This is a genomic window from Micromonospora sp. SCSIO 07396 (assembly GCF_053667945.1).
Genome location: NZ_CM132210.1, coordinates 6,550,382 through 6,567,721, shown reverse-complemented (window position 1 = coordinate 6,567,721; position 17,340 = coordinate 6,550,382). Strand labels below are relative to the sequence as shown.

The following is a 17,340-nucleotide window of genomic DNA, read 5'->3' as shown; positions in this document are numbered from 1 at the left end:
CCCGCCCCCCGATCACGCGAGCTGGAGCACGCATGCCGGTTCAGACCAGCCCCCGCCCATCGTCGCTGAGCGCCGACCCCTACCGGGCGTCGGCCGCCGTCCCGTCATCCGGCGGTCGCGGCGGTCGGCCCTCCGGTACGGCCCGCAAGCGCACCCGGCGCAAGGACCCGCTGTGGGCCCGGCTGACCGTGGTCTTCGGCGCGGTGCTGATGCTGACCAGCGGTGTCGCGATCGTCGGCAGCAAGGCGCTGATCAGTCAGGCCACCGGCAACATCGCCCAGCGCAACCTGCTCGGCGGGGCGGGCAAGACCGAGGCCGAGGGCGGCGCCAACCTGGACGGCCCGATCGACATGCTGCTGCTCGGCGTGGACGCCCGGGAGCGCTGGGCCGCCGACGACGTCCGCTCGGACAGCATCATCGTGCTGCACATCCCGGCCAGCCACGACCAGGCGTACCTGGTCTCGATCCCCCGGGACACCGAGGCGCAGATCCCGGCGTTCAAGAAGAGCGGCTTCAAGGGCGGGACCGACAAGATCAACGCGGCGTTCCAGGCCGGTGCGCGCAACGGCGGCGGCTGGGAGGGCGGCGCGCAGCTGATGGCCCAGACCATCAAGAACATGACCGGGGTCAGCTTCGACGGCGCCGCGATCATCAACTTCGGCGGCTTCAAGAACGTCATCGACACCCTCGGCACGGTGCGCATCTGCGTCAGCCACGAGGTGAAGTCGCACCACATGATGATCGTGGACGGCAAGCAGATGTGGAACGCGGACGCCAAGAAGACCGGCCGGCCGATGACCCCGGTGGTCTACAAGAAGGGCTGCCGGGAGATGAACGGCCTCCAGGCGCTCGACTACTCGCGGCAGCGCTACGGCCTGCCCAACAGCGACTACGACCGCCAGCAGAACCAGCAGCAGCTGATCAAGGCGATGGCCCGCAAGGCCACCGACAAGGGCATGCTGACCAACCCGGTCAAGGTCAACCAGCTGATCAAGGCGGCCGGCAAGGCGTTCATCCTGGACACCGGGGGCGTGCCGGTGGCCGACCTGGTGTTCACCATGCGCGGGGTGACCGCCAACGAGTTGACCATGCTGCGGACCAACGGCGGCACGTTCAACGGCAACGCCAACAACCGTGAGGCGCTCAGCCAGCAGACCCTGGACATGTTCCAGGCGATCAAGGAAGACAAGCTGGGCGAGTTCGTCTACGCCAACCCGAGCGTGCTGTCCACCCGCAAGTGACCGGCCGGTAGTCACGGCGAACCGGCCCGGGAGCCGGTCACCCGACCGTAGCCTGACGTGAGAGATATTCACGTTGCGGCCACGGGGAGGACGTCACGGCCAGGTCAGCGCGATCCGACCGGGGGCGGGGCACACCGCCGCCCGTCCGACGCCGGACACGCTGGCCACGGGTCCTGCTCGGCGTCGGCCTAACCCTGGTGCTGCTCGCCGGGCTCGCCGTGGTCGGGGTACGACTGCTCACCCACCGCTACGACCGCACGGTCAGTAAGGAACAACTGCTCGCCCCCGACGCCCGGCAGGCCCGCACCGAACTGGAAGCCGGGCTGAACTACCTGATCGTCGGCTCCGACCAACGCCCCGGCGCATCCGGGCCGGACCAGCGGTCGGACACCATCCTGATCGTGCACGTGCCACCCGACCTGCGGCAGGCGTACCTGATTTCCGTCCCCCGGGACCTGCTGGTCACCATCCCCCCGGACGGCGTCGGCTACGCCGGGGGCCAGGACAAGATCAACGCAGCGTACGAGCACGGCGGCGGAGGCGAGGGCGGCACCCGCCTGCTCTCGGCCACCCTGAACCAGCTCACCGGCATCCGCTTCGACGGGGCGGCCCTGGTCGACTTCGACGGCTTCCGACGCGTCATCGACCTGCTCGGCGGCATCCGGATGTGCGTCGACACCGAGGTCCGCTCGATCCACACCGGCGTCCTCTTCCCGGTCGGCTGCCAGCAGATGGACGGCGCACGGGCGCTGGACTACGCCCGGCAGCGCTACGACCTGCCCAACGGCGACTACGACAGGCAGCGGCACCAGCAACAGATGCTGCGGGCGATGATGGACCGCGCCGGCGAGACCCACCTGCGTACCGACCCGGTGCAACTCGATCGGGTGCTGCGGGCGGTCGGCAGCGCACTCACCGTCGACACCAACGGCGTACCCCTGGACGAACTGCTGTTCGCCCTGCGGTCGCTGCCCGCCGACGCGCTACGTGGGGTGCAGCTCCCGTCCTACCCGCAGACCATCGACGGCATCTCGTACGTGGTGCTCGACAACGGCGGCGGCGGACTCTTCGACGCCGTCCGCACCGACCGGCTGCCCGAGTGGTCACGGGCCAACCCGCGCTGGGTCAACCGGCTCTGACCGTCCCACCGTCGACAGGCCGCCACGCCGAGCGCCGACGTGCCGCCGACGGCACCGAGGATCTAGGCTTTCGACCGTGTTCGGATCCCAGGTTCCCAGTGTCCCCGTGACCGCGATCGACGACGAAACCTACCTGCTCGACGTCCGCGAGGACGACGAGTGGGCGGCGGGCCACGCGCCCGGCGCGCATCACGTACCGATGATGGAACTGCCGGCCCGGCTCGCCGAGGTGCCCACCGACCGCGACGTCGCGGTCATCTGCCGCTCCGGCGGGCGCTCCGCCCAGGTCGTCGGCTACCTGCTCGGCAACGGCTGGGAGCAGGTCCGCAACGCCGACGGCGGGATGCGGCAGTGGGCGGCCGTCGGCAGGCCGGTCGTCACCGGGGACGGGCAGCCCGGCCAGGTCATCTGAGCAGCGGAGGATGGCTGATCCACTGGTCTTCGCGCACCGGGGCGCGTCGGCCGACCTGCCCGAGCACACCCTGGCGGCCTACCTGCGGGCCCTCGACGAGGGCGCCGACGGGCTGGAGTGCGACGTCCGGCTGACCCGCGACGGGCACCTGGTCTGCGTACACGACAGGCGGTTGAACCGGACCAGCAACGGTCACGGCCTGGTCAGCGCCCGCACCCTGGCCGAGCTGGAGACCCTGGACTTCGGCTCCTGGCATCCCGGCTGCGCGCCGGACGACGGCGGCGTGGCACCTGACGACAGCCGTACCCGGCTGCTCACCCTGGACCGGCTGTTGACCGCCGTCCGCGACGCCGGCCGCCCGGTCCGGCTGCTGGTGGAGACCAAACACCCGTCCCGCTACCGGGGGGACGTCGAGCGCCGGCTGGTGACCCTGCTGCGCCGGCACGGGCTGGCCGAGCCGGGCCCGGACGATCCGGTCCAGGTCACCGTGATGTCGTTCTCCCCGCTGGCGGTCCGCCGGGTCCGCGAACTGGCCCCGGCGTTGCCGACCGTGCTGCTGCTGGAGGTGCTGCCGCGCTGGCTGCGGCTCGGCCGGTTGCCGTTCGGGGCGCGGATCGCCGGGCCGGGCATCGGCCTGGTCCGGGCCCGCCCGGGGCTGGTGCCCGCGCTGCGCGCCGCCGGCCACCCGGTGTACGTCTGGACGGTCAACGAGCCCACCGACCTGGAGCTGGTCCTCGACGCGGGGGTGGACGGGGTGATCACCGACCGGCCCGCGCACACCCTGGCCCGGCTGGGCCGGTGACGCCCGGGGCACACCGGCCCCCGGCCGACGCCGGGGGTTCGGGTCGGCACCGGCTGCCCGAGCCCGGTGACCTGCGGGGGGTGCCCGAACCGCCCGGTACGGGGCAGACTCGGGGCATGCCGGAACGCCCCGACCTCGCCGCCCTCATCACCGACCACGGCGCGGTGATCGAGATGATCAACTCTGGTGAGGCCGGACTGCCGGTGCTCACCTCGCTGCTCCGGGCGGCCCGCCCCACGCTCGGCGCGGCCTGCGTGGCCTTCGTCGAGTTCGCCCCGACCGGTGGCCGGGTGATCGCCGCCAGCGGCTGCGCCGAGTGGACCATCGGCCGTCCGCTGCCCGCCTCCGACCCGGCCACCGTCTGCCTGCTCACCGGGCCCCGGGTCCGCCAGGCCCGGCTGGACCATCTCGACGGTCCGCTCGCCGCGGAACTGGTCGGCAACGGCCTGCGCCGCATGATCGTCGCCCGCGCCGAACTCAACGGGCTCACCGTCGGCACCCTGCACGCCCTCTACACCGACGACGACGAGACCGAGGACCGCGTCCAGCACGCCACCCTCGGCTACCTCGCCTCCTGCATCGCCCACATGTACGGCGACCAGAGCGGCCTGCCGGTGCACGGCGACGGCCCGGTCGTCGCGGCGCTGGCCGACGGTCTGGCCGTGGTCGACCGGGACGGTCGGGTCCGGCTGTGGAACCCGGCCGCCACCGAGGTCACCGGGCGCAGCGCCGGGGACGCGATGAACCGGCCGCTGCCGTTCCCGCTCCCCCCGGCCGGCCAGCTGCTCGACCACCAGCTCCCGGACGGGCGGTGGCTGCGGATCACCGCCGGTGAGCTGGTCGGACCGGGCACGCTGCGGGTGATCACCTTCCGCGACATCACCGACCAGCGACGCCGGGAGTCCGACCGCGACCTCTTCGTCGCGGTGACCAGCCACGAGCTGCGTACCCCGGTCACCGTCATCAAGGGGTACGCCGACACCCTCACCGACCACTGGGAGTCGCTGACCGACCACGACCGGCGGCAGGCGGCCCGGGTGATCGGTCAACGGGCCAACGAACTCGCCCGGCTGGTCGACCGGCTGCTCACCTCGGCCACCGACGGACGCTCCGACGACGAGCCGGCCGTCCCGTTCGACCTCGGTGAGGCGCTGCGCGCGGCGGTCCTGGACCTCCCCGGCGACCTGCGTCGACGCCTGTTCCTGCACGTGCCGGCCGACCTGCCCAAGGCCCTCGGGGACCGGCGCAGCCTGACCACCGTGCTGACCGAGCTGTGCACCAACGCGGGCAAGTGGGCACCGGCGGACTCCCCGATCGAGGTGTTCGCCTCGGCCGACGGGCAGACCGTGTCGTTCCGGGTGACCGACCGGGGGGTGGGCATCCGGCCGGAACACGTCGAACGCGCCTTCGACCGGTTCTGGCAGGGCGAGTCCGGCGACCGGCGGGCCTATCCGGGTGCCGGACTCGGCCTCTATCTCGTCCGCCGGATCGTTGAACAGCAGAATGGATGGGTATCCCTACGTCCACGTGACGGTGGCGGTACCGTCGCAGAGGTGCGGCTCCCCCGCGGGTGAGCCGCCAGGTGGGCCGGACGACCCACCGCGGGCACGGGCCGAGAAGGAGCCGGAGTGTCGACGGGACGAGTCGAGCGTTCGTGGTGTGTGGTGGTCCCCCACCACCCCACCGGCGCGCGGCTGGCCCGGCACCGGCTCGCCGACGAACTGGCCGACCTGGTGCCCCCGCCGCTCCTCGCCGATCTGGTGGCCGTCCTGGCCGAACTGGTCGGCAACGCGGTCCGGCACGCCGACCCGCTGCCCGGCGGGGTGGTCCGGGTCGCCTGGCGGCTGCGTCCGACCCGGACCGGGCCGGGTGTCTCCGTCCGGGTGACCGACGGCGGCGCCGGGGCCGGCCCCCGGATGCGGGCCGCCGGCACGGACGCCGTCGACGGACGGGGCCTGCACATCGTGGCCGGCCTGGCCAGCCGCTGGGGGGTCGACCGGGACGGCCTGGGGCAGAGCGTCTGGGCCGAGTTCGACCCCGCCGACTGCCGGCCGGACCTGGTCGCCGCCGGCTGAGCGGGGCGGGTCCTTCCCCCACCGCCGCCCGTCGGGCTCTAGGCTGTCTCGCCGTGAGCAAGCGTCGAAAGAACCAGCGCGCCGAGGCCGCTCCCCGCCGGGAGAAGATCCGGGACGTCTTCGTCCCCCGTCCGTTCGAGGGGCTGGTGGACGAGCCGGAGTGGATCGCCCTGCGCGAACTCGTACCGGCCGCCTCGGCACCGCTGCGGCTCACCCCCGACCTGGTCGAGGAGCACGGCGACCGCCCGGTCACCCTGGCGACGGTGCTGCCGATGGCCGCCCCGGCGATGACCAAGCCGGACGGCCGGGTGTTCATCGGCCTCCAGCGGCACCAGCAGTCCGGCGACGTCTCCCGGGACCTGGCCGACGCGCTGCTGTGCGCGTTGCGTACCGAGCCGGGCGGGGCGGTGACGGTGCCGCCGCTGCCGGGCCCCGGCCCGCGCCTGCAGGACATCCTGGTGGACGGCCCGCTGGAGATCACGATGCACGACGGGTTCGAGTTCTGGCTCGACCCCGGCGCGGCCGACGACCCGACCGTGCAGGCGTCCCTGGAGCGGGCGAACGCGGCGATCTACCCGACCGTGAAGCTGGCCGCCGCACGGGCCGCCTACTGGTGCCAGGTGCCGGAGAAGGCGCACGTGCGCTGGGTGCTCGGCGACGACGAGGACGCCGCGCTGGACGCGCTCTCCCGGCTCTCCGCCGCCGGTGCGCTCACCCTCGGCGAGGGCACGAAGTTCGCCGGCATGTTCCGGGCGCACGGCCGGCTGGCACCCGTGTGGGACCTGCCGGAGGACGTCCCGGCCGCCAAGTGGGAGGAGCCGGTGGCCGCGTTCGCCGAGCGGTACGCCGACGCGCTGGCCGAGAAGGAGCCGTTGGACGCCGCCGGCCGCCGGGCCCGTCAGGGCCTGCTCGGCCGCCAGCTCACCCTCCGCTAGCTAGCCCCTGCCGTCTCGGCCCGCCGGGCGGGCCGGTGCGCCGGCTCCGTCGGTTCGGGCCGCCCGGGTGGGACGGTTCAGCCGGCCGCCGGGTGCAGCGGCTCGCGGACCAGCGGGCAGGACATGCAGCGGGGGCCGCCCCGGCCGGAGCCCAGCTCCGAACCGGCGATCGGGATGACCTCGATGCCGGCGCGCTCCAGCTGGGCGTTGGTCTCCACGTTGCGTTCGTAGCCGACGCAGAGCCGGGGGGCCAGGGCGAGGGTGTTGTTGCCGTCGTCCCACTGCTCGCGTTCGGCGGTCACCGGGTCCAGGCCGGTGTCGATCACCCGGAGCTGGTCGAGGTCCATCGCGTCGGCCGCCGCGCGCAGGAACGGCGCGGGGCCGTCCACCCGGGGCTCGCCGTCCGGCCCGGCGATCACCGTGTACGCCGACAGCGTGCTGGCCACGTTGGGGTACATCAGCACCGCGTCGACGTCGACCATGGTGCACACGGTGTCGAGGTGCATGGTGGCCCGTTCCTGGGCGATCGGCACCACCAGCATGGTGTGTGCCAGGCCGGCGGCGAAGACCTGCCGGGCCAGCCGTTCGGCGCCGGCCGGGGTGGTCCGCTCGCCCACCCCGACGGCGAGCACGCCGGGGGCGAGCAGCAGCACGTCGCCGCCTTCGAGGTGTTCCAGGCCGGGGTGGTAGACGGTCCGGGTGCCGACGAAGCGGGGATGGTGCCGGTAGATCGCGTCGGTCAGCGTGGTCTCCCGGCGGCGGGCCGGCATGGCGAGGCTGGTGACCCCGACCCGGTCGCCGATCCACAGTGACGAGTCGCGGGTGAAGAGCAGGTTGGGCAGCGGGTCGATGACGAAGTCGTGCCGGTCCATCATGGTCCAGACCAGACCGCCGGGGCGTTCGGCGCTGATCCGTACCTCCTCGTGGGCGAGGCCGGCGATGAGCACGTCGGCGAGCCCGGCGGGGTCGAGGTAGGCGAGGTGGTCGGCCACCCGGCGGCGCAGGGTGTCGCCGAGCCGGGGCGACGCGAGCACCTGCTCGGTGAGTTCGGCGCGGGCCTCGGCGACGGCGAGCGTCTCGGCGAGCAGGGTGGCGAGGTAGAGCACCTCCACGCCGCGTCCGCGCAGCTCGGCGGCGAAGGCGTCGTGCTCCTCCTGGGCCCGGCCGACCCATGGGATAGCGTCGAAGAGCAACGAGTCGTTGTTGCGGGGGGTGAGGCGGGCCAGTTCCGGACCCGGTCGGTGCAACAGCACCGTGCCGAGTCGACCGACCTCGCTGTCCACGTAGTGGGTCACCCCCGCAGCGTAGGGCAGTGATGAACGATGTTCAGCGGAAGAACTGCGGATGAATATGGCATTCATCCGCACTCATTCCGGCGTTCCAACTTGCCGAACCCCCACAGTGGCGACGTAGGGTAGTGAGAACATAACTTTCGAGGGACCTTTTGCCGGAGGTCGCGATGACTGTCTTTCCCGCTCGTCGAGCCGTACCCACCCGGGCACTGCCGCCCGTGGCGGTGCCGCACCCCCGTCCCGACGGGTCCGCGGCTCTCGATCCGGCCCGTCCGACCCCACTGGAGTGGGCACGTCGACGCCGGGCCGAGCGGGGCGCCCGCCGGCTGGAGGCCGCCGGGGCGCGGGCGCTCGGTCAGCTCGACCACCTGGGTCCCGCCTGGCACGTCATCGAGTGGCCGCGCACCGACGTCTCCGACGTCCTGCGCGACCACGGGCAGGACGAGCGCGCCGGGTTCCTCGCCATCGGCCCCAGCGGGCTCTTCGCGGTCAGCATCGCCGACCACGGCCGGGCCCGGGTGCTGGTCGCCGGGGACGTGGTGCAGATCAACGGCAAGCGCCCGCCGTACGTGGCCGAGGCCCGGCGGGACGCCAAGCGGGCCAGCAAGGCGCTCAGCCAGGCGGTCGGGCTGCCGATCCCGGTGACGCCGGTGCTGACCTTCGTCGGCTCCGGCGTCATCAGCGTCTACGGCCTGCCGAAGGACTGCATGATGGCGACCCACCGGGAGCTCGACCGGCTCCTCGTCGCCGGAGGCAACCGGATCAGCCCGGCCACCGCCGAGAAGCTGTCCCGGGTCGCCCAGGCCCCGCAGACCTGGCACAACGGCACGTACCGTCCCACCGGCGACTACCGGTGGTACGACGAGGGCCGAACGGCCGCTGACAAGCCGGCGGGTCGCCGGTAACGTCACCGGCGACGCCCCGCGGTGCCGGTCCCCCCGACATGCCGGTCCGCGCCGTCGCCGGCCGCCCGCCAGGGCACTTGATCCCTCCACCGGCGGCCGGTGGCTCCCGCGCGGTCGGCGACCGTCACGAAGACCGGCTAGCGTGGACAGACCGTCGGTGTACCTAGGAGGCGCGGTGGCCCACGTCGAACTCTCGCTCCCGGACGTGTTCGTGCCGCCGGCGCGGACGCCGACAGGGCCGGGGTGCGACAACGTCGGGAAGTGGTCGGCGAGCGTCTCGCACGCCGAGGAACCCTGCCTCCTGATCGACGCCGACACCCTGGTGGTCGCCATCTCCGCCGCCGGCTGTGAACTGCTCTGCCTCGGTGCCCCCGAGGACGTGGTCGGCCTGCCGCTGCTCGAAGGCGGCCTGCGGCTGCTCGACTTCACCGCCGCCCGGCACGAGCTGCCCGAGCAGGAGACCGACAAGATCCCCCCGCTGCTCGCCCTGCACTCCGGTCGGCTCGCCCGGGGTCTGCTGCGGGTGCAGCCCGCCGGCGACGCCAGCACCTACGCCACCGTCGACGCCGTCTCCACCCCGATGCTCACCGGCGGCTCGGTCACCGGTTCACTCACCTTCTTCTCCCCGATCTGACCCGGCACCGCCCGCGCCGGTCCGCCCCGCGCCGGGCGGCGGCGTCGGGCGCGAGCGTCGGGCGTCGCGCCGGCCTTCACCGGGCGGACGGTTTTTCCTACGATGGGTTCACCCCACCGGCCACACGACCTGCCCCCTCCCACGGTCCGTGACGGCCGGCCCCCGTCGCGACGCCCCGCGCCCGAATCCCCCGAGGACCGGCCCGTGCCGCCTGACCCCGCCCACCGCCGCCCCCCGTACCGGCGGCCGGTCGCCGCCCGGCTCGCCGTGGCCCTGCTCGCCGTGTCGCCGTTCACCGGCTGCGCCGCCCCGCCCGACCGGGAGCTGCCGGCCCCGGTCGCCCCACCCACGCCGGTGGTGACCCTGCCGCCGACGACGTCGCCCCCAGTGCTGCCGGTGACCCCCACCCTGCCGCCGACGTCGACGCTGCCGAGCCCCACCGTCGCGGCGGTCGCGATGGCCTGCGCCGGCCGCCCGTCGGCCGACCGGGTGATCGGCTTGCTCCGGGGCGACGTGCTGCCCCGCGACGTGTCGGTACGGGCCGTCGACGGCCCGCTGTGCGCCGACGGCTGGCAGTACACCGTGCTGTCCGTCAGCGGGCACGAGGAACTCCAGGCGGTCAGCCGGGGGGAACCGGATGCGCTGCGGCTGGTCACCGCCGGCACCGACGTCTGCTCGATCGAGGTGAAGGCCGTCGCGCCGCCCGCCATCCGGACGTTGGCCTGCGACAGCGGGACCGGGCTGCCACCGGGTGCGTAGGCTGGGCGGCATGCCCGGAACACCGCCGACCCGCTACGTCTACCTCGGCCCCGAGGGCACCTTCGCCGAGCAGGCGTTGCGCACCGTCCCGGCCGCCGAACGCGGCAGTCGTACGCCCGCCCGCAGCGTCGGCGAGGCGCTGGAGAGCGTACGGGCCGGTGAGGCGGACGCGGCGCTGGTGCCGATGGAGAACTCGATCGGCGGCGCGGTCGGGGTGACCCTGGACGAGCTGGCCGAGGGGGACCCGCTGGTGATCACCCGGGAGGTGATCCTGCCGGTGGAGTTCGTGCTCGCTGCGCGCCCCGGCACCGACCCCGCCGGAGTGCGCAGCGTGGCCGCCCATCCGCAGGCGTCCACCCAGTGCCGTAACTGGCTGCGCGCGCACCTGCCCGACGCCACGGTGATCGACGTGCTGTCCAACGGCGCGGCGGCGGCCGGCGCGGCCACCGGCGAGTACGACGCGGCGATCTGCGCCCCGATCGGGGCGGCCCGGCACCGACTGGCCCTGCTCGCCGACAAGATCGCCGACCATCCGGACGCGGTGACCCGGTTCGCCCTGCTGTCCCGCCCCGGCCCGCCCCCGCCGCCCACCGGCGACGACCTCACCTCGCTGGCCGTCTACATCGCGCACGACCGGGTGGGCGCGCTGCTGTCGGTGCTGATGGAACTGGCCGTGCGGGGGGTCAACCTGACCCGGATCGAGTCCCGTCCCACCGGCGAGGCGCTGGGCCGGTACGTCTTCTTCCTCGACTGCACCGGTCACGTCGCGGACGTCCGGCTCGGTGAGGCGTTGCAGGGGCTGCGGCGGGTCTGCGCCGAGGTGCGGTTCCTCGGGTCGTACCCCAGGCACCGGTGGGCCGACGCGGCGGGTGACCGGCCGGTCCCCGCGCCGGCCGGCCTCTCGGACACCGACTACACCGACGCGGCGACCTGGCTGGCCCGGCTGCGGGCCGGCGAACTGAGCTGACCCCACGCGGCCCGGGTCCCGGCGGCGGCACGGGTGCGGGCCGCACCGGTCCGGCCGTGCAGACGAACGTGGGGCGGTCCCGACCGGAACCGCCCCACGTCGCGGAAGGTCAGCTGAGCAGGCCGCCGAGCAGTCCCTGTTGCTGCTGCTGGCCGCCGCTGCCCTGGACCGGCGGCTCCTCCGACGGCTGGACCACGACGAAGCCCTGCCCGGCGAAGCTCATGGTGAACGCCTCACCGGTGCTGCGGCCGAGCAGGGTGCCCAGGCCGAGCTGCTCGGCCCGGTGGTAGCCGGTCTGGAGGTTGGCCGACCAGCACACCGCCGCCTGCGGGTCGACGTAGGTGGGCGCGTCGACGTTGAGCACGACCGGGGTGCCCTTGGTGGTGATGGCGATCCGGCCGTAGCCGCTGAACACGCAGTTGAACAGGCCGGACGAGGCCATCCCCGCGCCGCCGACCATCTTGATGTCGTACGACAGGGTGGAGTCGAAGGCCAGCACGCTGGACCCGTTGATCGACAGCGCGTCGCCCGGCTCCAGGTCGATGATGTGCACGTCCTTGGCCAGCTCGGCCAGGAACACGTCGCCGTGGCCGCTGAGCTTCATCAGCGGCACGCCCTCGCCGGTGAGCCGCTGCTTGATGAACTTGCCGATGCCGCCCGAGCCCAACGCCTGGAACTGCACCTGCCCCTGGTAGGCGACCATCGACCCGACCCGGGCCATCGCCTCGCCGTTGAGTTCGATCTTCAACATCTTGGAGTTCTGCAGCCGCATGCCGGGCTGGGCGGACTCCTTCTCCAGGTTCTCCGCGGAGAACAGCGCGCTGCGCATTGGGTCTTCCTCCTGATTGGGGGTGTGCTCACCACACGGTAGGCAGCCCCCGCAACCCGCTGCATCGGCCGAGCGGCGGGCAAGCCCGGCTCCGCGCACGGAACCGGTCAGGTACGCGCAGACGACCGGACCGACGGGGCCGGGGGCGGGCTCAGGCCCAGCCCAACGCGTGCAACCGCTCGTCGTCGATGCCGAAGTGGTGGGCGATCTCGTGCACCACGGTCACCGCCACCTCGTCGACCACGTCGTCCTCGGTGGCGCAGATCCGCAGGATCGGCCGGCGGTAGATGAAGATCCGGTCGGGCAGCACACCCGAGTAGTTCCAGCCGCGTTCGGTGAGCGCGTGCCCCTCGTAGAGGCCGAGCAGGTCCTCCCCGGGCGGCGGGTCGTCCTCGACCAGGATGACCACGTTGCTCATCAGCCGGAGCAACCCCTCGGGCACCTCGTCGAGGGCCTCGCCGACCAGCTCCTCGAAGCGTTCACGGCTCATCTCCACGGGCACCTCACCCATTGTGCCCGAACCGCCGCCCGCCCACCGGTCCCGCCGGCCTACCCCGTCCGCCGTCCGACCCGGGCGGGCCGGACGGCGGACGGGACGGATCAGGCGAGGCGGGCGGTGAGGCTGATCTGCGCGCCGGGGGAGAGCAGCCGGGAGATCGGGCAGCCCTCCTTGGCGGCCTCGGCCAGCTTGGTGAACTGGGCCTCGTCCAGGCCCGGGGCCTGACCGACGGTCTCCAGGTCGATCCGGGTGACGGTCATTCCCGCGTCGGTCTTGTCGAAGTGCACCTTCGCGGTGGTCTCCACCGAGGTGCCGGACACCCCGGCGTCGGCGAGCTGCTTGGAGAGCGCCATCGAGAAGCAGCCCGCGTGGGCGGCACCGATCAGTTCCTCCGGATTGGTCCCCTCGCCCTCCTCGAAGCGCGACTTGAAGGAGTAGTTCCCCTCCAGGCCGCCCTTTCCGGTGCGGACGGTCCCGGCGCCCTCGGTGAGGTTGCCCTGCCAACGTGCGGATGCGGTACGGATAGGCATGACCCGAACGCTAGTCGAAAGCCCTCGCCCGCGGTGACCGACCGGGCGGGGTGGCCGGCCACCGCCGCCGGCCGGAGGGCGCCGGCCGGAGGGTGCCGGTCGCGACCACGGGCGGCGGCCGACGTGCGCCGTTCCGGGCCCGACGCTGCCGGCCCACACCGGGCCGACGTGGGATGATGCGGGTCAGGCCCGCGACGCGGAAGGTAGCCGATGTCCCAGGATCTCCCCATCCCGAGACAGGACGACCGCTCGGATGACACCTCGGTGCCGCAGTGGGGCGCCCCCGGACGACGGCCGGTCGGCCGGTTCGGGCACTGGCCCGCCGCGCTGCGCCGGGACCGGCGGCTGCCCCCGGTGCTGGCCCTGCTCGGTGCGGTCGCCGGCACGGCGTCGGCGGCCGGGGAGTGGCTGGTGATGACCGTGCCGAACGGTGGGCCGGAGGGCAGCGGCACCATCCGGGTGCCCGGTGGCGTGGCCGAGGTGGGCGGCTTCGGGATCGCCTACCTGGTGGGGCTCCTGCTGCTCGGTGTCACGGTGGCGTTGACCCTGCGCGGACGGCCGGCGGTCCGGCAGGACGCCCGGGTGGCCGGGCTGGCCGTGGCGGGCGTCCTGGTGATCCTGCTCACCGTCACCGCCTTCTCGTTGGACGACTCGGGCCAGCGGGCGCTGTTCTACTCCCCGGAGGACGGGTTCCGGGTCGACTACGGCCGGGGCCTGGTGATGGCCTTCGTCGCCGTCGCGCTGGTCGGGGCGGCGCTGCTCACCACCGTCCGGCAGCCGGACGGTCCGCCTGTCGACGCCGTCGGCCCGCAGACCGACCCGGAGGGGCTCGACCCGGACGCGGACGACCCGGACGCGGACTACACCCGGCCGGCCGCGCCCACCGGGCTGACCGTCACCCCGACTGTCCCGTTCGCCCGCCGCGAATCCCACCCCTGAGCCCCAGCCGGGGTGGACGCCCGGGGCGTCGTACGACGGTCACCGGGCGTTGCCGGCTGATTCGCCCGGAAGCCGTGGTTGCGATCCGGACGGCGAGGTACGGTTGCTGCCCGCCGTCACACCGGGTCGGAAGACCGGTACGGACGGCGGCGGGCAAGGAGGAACGATGACCCGCCCGGGACTGCCCAAACTCATCGCCACCGACCTCGACGGCACCCTCGTGCGCAGCGACGACACCGTGTCGGCGTACACCCACGGGGTGCTCGACCGGGTGCGGGCCGCCGGTATCCCGGTGGTCGGCGCCACCGGTCGTGGCCCCCGGCTCAAGGAACTCACCCGCAACGACATCCGGGCCGCCGACTTCCTGGTGATGGCCGGTGGTGGCTGTGTGGTCGACCAGAGCGACCCGACCGGCCCGGTGGTGCTGCGCGACGAGCGCCTGTCCGCCGGGGTACTGGCCGGCCTGCTGACCGACCTGGAGGCCGTCGTCGGCCCGCTGACCGTCATGGTCGAGGGGTCCGACGAGCACGACGCGCCGCTGTGGGGCGACTATCACCCGTCCTGGCCCTACCCCGAGCTGTTCGAGGCGCGCAGCCGGGCGGAGTGCCTCGCCCTCGACGTGATCAAGGCGTTCGTCCGGACCGCCGACCACGACGTCGACGAGTTGCTGGCCACCGCCCGTCGGATCGTCCCGCCGCAGGTCGCCACCCTCACCCAGGCCGGGCTCGGCTTCGTCGAGATCACCCCGGCCGGGGTGGACAAGGCCAGCGGCCTGAGCGTGGTCGCCGAGCGGCTCGGCGTCGACCCGGCCGACGTGCTGGTCTTCGGGGACATGCCCAACGACCTGCCGATGTTCGCCTGGGCCGGCTGGTCGCGGGTGGCGGTGTCCAACGCGCACCCGCTGGTGCGGGCCGCCGCCGACGAGGTGACCCTGCGCAACGACGACGACGGGGTGGCGGTCTACCTCGACCGGCTACTCTCCCGGTGATGGCAGAGACACCACGGCTGGTCGCCAGCGACATCGACGGCACCCTGCTCGGCGACGAGCGCCGGCTCAGCGCCCGCACCGCGGCGGTACTGGAGCGGATCTCCGCGGCGGGCACCCCCGTCGTGCTGGTCACCGGCCGCCCGATCCGCTGGCTCCAACTGGTGTACGACCAGCTCGCCGCGCCGTTGCCGGCGATCTGCGCCAACGGCGCGGTGGTCTACGACCCGGACACCGACCAGGTGTTGCGGGCCGACCCGCTGGCCCCGGAGCTGCTCGCCGAGGTGGCCCGCCGGCTACGGGCGGCGGTGCCGGAGGTCAGTTTCGCGGTGGAGATCGTGGACAGCCGGGAGATGCGGCACGAGGCGCACTACCCGCTGCGCTGGGACGCCGACCACGAGGCCATCCGGGCGGTCGAGTCGCCTGAGGAGTTGGCCTCGGTGCCGGCGGTGAAGCTGCTGGCCCGCGCCGGCACCCAGGACCCGGACGCCTTCGTGCAGGTGGTGGCGGGGGCGCTGGAGGGGCTGGCCGAGGCGACGCACTCGTCGTACAGCGGATTGGTGGAGATCTCCGCCGCCGGGGTGACCAAGGCCGCCGGGCTGGCCTGGTACGCGGCCCGGGTCGGGGTGGCGCAGGCCGACGTGCTCGCGTTCGGTGACATGCCCAACGACGTGCCGATGCTCACCTGGGCGGGACGGGCGGTGGCGGTGGCCAACGCACACCCGGCCGTGCTGGAGATCGCCGACGAGGTGACCGGGGCGAACACCGCCGACGGCGTGGCGGCGTACCTGGAGAAGGTCTTCGGGGTGGGCTGAGCGCCCCGGGGCGTCACCGCGCGGCGACGCCCCGGCGCACGCTCAGAGGTACTGGCCGGTGTTGTGGCCCTCGCCACCGGGCTGGCCCATGCCGGGCATGCCGGGGATCATCGCGCCGGGGCCGCTGGGCAGGGCGGGACGGCCACCGGAGCGCATCTGCTCCAGCTGCATCCGGGCGGCCATCTGCTGGGCCACCAGGGTGGCCTGGATGCCGTGGAAGAGCCCCTCCAGCCAGCCGACCAGCTGGGCGTGGGCGATCCGCAGCTCGCCCTCGCTGGGCGCCTGGTCCTCGGCGAACGGCAGCGAGAGCCGTTCCAGCTCCTCGCGCAGTTCGGGGGCGAGGCCATCCTTCAACTCGACGATCGACCGCTGGTGGATCTCCCGCATCCGGTGCCGGCTGGCGTCGTCGAGCGGGGCGGCCTTCACCTCCTCCAGCAACTGCTTGATCATGCTGCCGATCCGCATCACCTTGGCCGGCTGCTCGACCAGGCGGGTCGGGTCCTCGGCGGTCTCGTCGGTCTGCATGGTGCCGACCGGGCGGCCGTCCGGGCCGACCACGACCACGGTGCCCGACTGCCCGTCGGGGCGGCCCGGCTCGTCAGCTTGTCCAGTGGGGTGCGCTTCGGTCATGGCCCCATCTTTACCCACCCGCTCCCGTCGCACCCACCCGGACCGCCACCGGCCGCGCTACCGTCGCCGGCATGTCCCACGACCCCCGGACGGTGCTCAGCCGGCCCGCCCCGCCGCCGGACCTGACCGTCGCCTACGGCGACGCGCCGGAGCAGCTGGTCGACCTGCGCCGACCGGCAGGTGGCGGTGGTGGTCCGGCCCGGCCGCTGGTGGCGGTGGTGCACGGGGGCTTCTGGCGGGCCGAGTACGACCGCACCCACACCGGCCCGCTCGCCGCCGCCCTGGCTGAGGCGGGTTGGCCGGTGGCCCAGCTGGAGTACCGGCGCACCGGCCAACCGGGCGGTGGCTGGCCGAACACGCTCGCCGACGTCCGGGCCGGGGTGGCGGCGCTGCCCGGGGTGGCCACCCGCGCCCTGCCGGGGCTGGTCGCGCCGGGGCCGCCGCTGCTGCTGGGGCACTCGGCGGGTGGGCAGCTGGCGCTGCACGTGGCGGCGCACGCCCCGCAGGACGTGGCCGGGGTGCTGGCGCTGGCCCCGGTCGCCGACCTCGCCGAGGCGTACCGGCTGGGGTTGGATTCGGGGGCGGTGGCCGCGCTGCTCGGCGGCGGCCCGGCCGAACACCCGCAGCGGTACGCGGTGGCCGATCCCCGCCTTTCGGTGCCGCCACGGACACGCACGGTGATCCTGCACGGGATGCGGGACCGCCAGGTGCCGGCGGCTCTGAGCAGGTCATATGCTGCCACCGCACGGGCCGCCGGCTCGCCGGTCACCCTCATTGAGCTGCCGGAATGTGAGCACTTCGGGTTGATCGACCCGCTCTCGGCGGCCTGGCCGCAGGTAAGGGCTGCGTTGCAGTCGTTGCTTGAAGATCAAGATCCATTGACGCAGGGTCGCCCGCCAGGTAGAACGCCGGAGGGGCGGTGACGCCCGGCAATGCTCCCGAAAGGATTTCG

At 73.7% G+C, this 17,340-nt stretch carries 20 protein-coding genes; 15 read left to right on the top strand and 5 right to left on the bottom strand.

The genetic code is table 11. The features are described from left to right. The first annotated feature begins 32 nt into the window (after positions 1 to 32). The 7 genes from ACWCHM_RS29050 to ACWCHM_RS29020 all read left to right on the top strand — a co-directional run bounded on the left by ACWCHM_RS29050 (position 33) and on the right by ACWCHM_RS29020 (position 6,604). Positions 33 to 1,241, top strand: coding sequence for an LCP family protein (locus tag ACWCHM_RS29050; RefSeq protein ID WP_204958300.1), 1,209 nt, complete (start codon positions 33 to 35; stop codon positions 1,239 to 1,241). Between the two features lie 197 nt (positions 1,242 to 1,438). Next, a complete protein-coding gene (locus ACWCHM_RS29045) occupies positions 1,439 to 2,380 on the top strand; it encodes an LCP family protein (protein WP_204958301.1) in 942 nt (313 codons plus the stop codon). A 76-nt stretch (positions 2,381 to 2,456) separates the two neighbouring features. Then, complete coding sequence (locus ACWCHM_RS29040; protein ID WP_204958302.1) at positions 2,457 to 2,792, top strand: rhodanese-like domain-containing protein; 336 nt, start codon at positions 2,457 to 2,459, stop codon at positions 2,790 to 2,792. A 10-nt stretch (positions 2,793 to 2,802) separates the two neighbouring features. Beyond that, positions 2,803 to 3,594: a glycerophosphodiester phosphodiesterase gene (locus ACWCHM_RS29035; protein WP_454220577.1), complete on the top strand. Its 792-nt coding sequence runs from the start codon at positions 2,803 to 2,805 to the stop codon at positions 3,592 to 3,594. Positions 3,595 to 3,710: 116 nt separating this feature from the next. Then, positions 3,711 to 5,168, top strand: a complete 1,458-nt coding sequence (locus tag ACWCHM_RS29030) for a sensor histidine kinase (protein ID WP_204958304.1) — start codon at positions 3,711 to 3,713, stop codon at positions 5,166 to 5,168. A gap of 54 nt (positions 5,169 to 5,222) precedes the next feature. Beyond that, the gene (locus ACWCHM_RS29025) at positions 5,223 to 5,669 is read left to right on the top strand and encodes an ATP-binding protein (RefSeq protein WP_372445963.1); all 447 of its coding nucleotides are present in this window, start codon (positions 5,223 to 5,225) and stop codon (positions 5,667 to 5,669) included. Positions 5,670 to 5,722: 53 nt separating this feature from the next. Further along, complete coding sequence (locus tag ACWCHM_RS29020; RefSeq protein WP_204958305.1) at positions 5,723 to 6,604, top strand: DUF5926 family protein; 882 nt, start codon at positions 5,723 to 5,725, stop codon at positions 6,602 to 6,604. Positions 6,605 to 6,681: 77 nt separating this feature from the next. On the opposite strand, the gene ACWCHM_RS29015 is transcribed toward ACWCHM_RS29020, so the two are convergent. After that, a complete protein-coding gene (locus tag ACWCHM_RS29015; RefSeq protein WP_204958306.1) occupies positions 6,682 to 7,899 on the bottom strand; it encodes an arginine deiminase in 1,218 nt (405 codons plus the stop codon). A 164-nt stretch (positions 7,900 to 8,063) separates the two neighbouring features. Between ACWCHM_RS29015 and ACWCHM_RS29010 the strand changes: the two genes are divergently transcribed. From ACWCHM_RS29010 to pheA, 4 genes are all read left to right on the top strand, one after another. Further along, on the top strand, positions 8,064 to 8,801 hold the full coding sequence (locus tag ACWCHM_RS29010; RefSeq protein WP_204958307.1) for a hypothetical protein: 738 nt from the start codon (positions 8,064 to 8,066) through the stop codon (positions 8,799 to 8,801). Positions 8,802 to 8,976: 175 nt separating this feature from the next. After that, positions 8,977 to 9,435 (top strand): PAS domain-containing protein, encoded by a 459-nt coding sequence (locus tag ACWCHM_RS29005; RefSeq protein ID WP_204958308.1) that lies wholly within the window; start codon positions 8,977 to 8,979, stop codon positions 9,433 to 9,435. A gap of 204 nt (positions 9,436 to 9,639) precedes the next feature. After that, positions 9,640 to 10,194, top strand: a complete 555-nt coding sequence (locus ACWCHM_RS29000; protein ID WP_372445964.1) for a hypothetical protein — start codon at positions 9,640 to 9,642, stop codon at positions 10,192 to 10,194. A gap of 10 nt (positions 10,195 to 10,204) precedes the next feature. Then, complete coding sequence (gene pheA / locus ACWCHM_RS28995; RefSeq protein WP_454220575.1) at positions 10,205 to 11,161, top strand: prephenate dehydratase; 957 nt, start codon at positions 10,205 to 10,207, stop codon at positions 11,159 to 11,161. Positions 11,162 to 11,270: 109 nt separating this feature from the next. Here the strand turns inward: pheA and ACWCHM_RS28990 are convergent, their stop codons facing one another. The 3 genes from ACWCHM_RS28990 to ACWCHM_RS28980 all read right to left on the bottom strand — a co-directional run bounded on the left by ACWCHM_RS28990 (position 11,271) and on the right by ACWCHM_RS28980 (position 13,019). Then, positions 11,271 to 11,990, bottom strand: coding sequence for an AIM24 family protein (locus ACWCHM_RS28990; protein ID WP_088643597.1), 720 nt, complete (start codon positions 11,988 to 11,990; stop codon positions 11,271 to 11,273). Between the two features lie 151 nt (positions 11,991 to 12,141). Further along, positions 12,142 to 12,486 carry a metallopeptidase family protein gene (locus tag ACWCHM_RS28985; RefSeq protein WP_204958919.1) on the bottom strand — a complete coding sequence of 115 codons (345 nt, stop codon included), beginning with the start codon at positions 12,484 to 12,486 and terminating at the stop codon, positions 12,142 to 12,144. Positions 12,487 to 12,590: 104 nt separating this feature from the next. Further along, the gene (locus tag ACWCHM_RS28980) at positions 12,591 to 13,019 is read right to left on the bottom strand and encodes an OsmC family protein (RefSeq protein ID WP_088643598.1); all 429 of its coding nucleotides are present in this window, start codon (positions 13,017 to 13,019) and stop codon (positions 12,591 to 12,593) included. A 210-nt stretch (positions 13,020 to 13,229) separates the two neighbouring features. Between ACWCHM_RS28980 and ACWCHM_RS28975 the strand changes: the two genes are divergently transcribed. From ACWCHM_RS28975 to ACWCHM_RS28965, 3 genes are all read left to right on the top strand, one after another. Next, positions 13,230 to 13,958 carry a hypothetical protein gene (locus ACWCHM_RS28975; protein WP_454220574.1) on the top strand — a complete coding sequence of 243 codons (729 nt, stop codon included), beginning with the start codon at positions 13,230 to 13,232 and terminating at the stop codon, positions 13,956 to 13,958. Positions 13,959 to 14,124: 166 nt separating this feature from the next. Beyond that, positions 14,125 to 14,946: an HAD family hydrolase gene (locus ACWCHM_RS28970; RefSeq protein WP_204958311.1), complete on the top strand. Its 822-nt coding sequence runs from the start codon at positions 14,125 to 14,127 to the stop codon at positions 14,944 to 14,946. Further along, positions 14,946 to 15,758 (top strand): HAD family hydrolase, encoded by an 813-nt coding sequence (locus tag ACWCHM_RS28965; protein ID WP_204958312.1) that lies wholly within the window; start codon positions 14,946 to 14,948, stop codon positions 15,756 to 15,758. The genes ACWCHM_RS28970 and ACWCHM_RS28965 overlap by 1 nt, the downstream gene beginning before the upstream one ends. 42 nt (positions 15,759 to 15,800) lie before the next feature. On the opposite strand, the gene ACWCHM_RS28960 is transcribed toward ACWCHM_RS28965, so the two are convergent. After that, positions 15,801 to 16,388 carry a bacterial proteasome activator family protein gene (locus tag ACWCHM_RS28960; RefSeq protein ID WP_204958313.1) on the bottom strand — a complete coding sequence of 196 codons (588 nt, stop codon included), beginning with the start codon at positions 16,386 to 16,388 and terminating at the stop codon, positions 15,801 to 15,803. A 71-nt stretch (positions 16,389 to 16,459) separates the two neighbouring features. Between ACWCHM_RS28960 and ACWCHM_RS28955 the strand changes: the two genes are divergently transcribed. Next, entirely contained in the window at positions 16,460 to 17,311 is an 852-nt protein-coding gene (locus tag ACWCHM_RS28955) for an alpha/beta hydrolase family protein (protein ID WP_454220573.1), read from the top strand. The last annotated feature ends 29 nt before the right edge of the window (positions 17,312 to 17,340 follow it).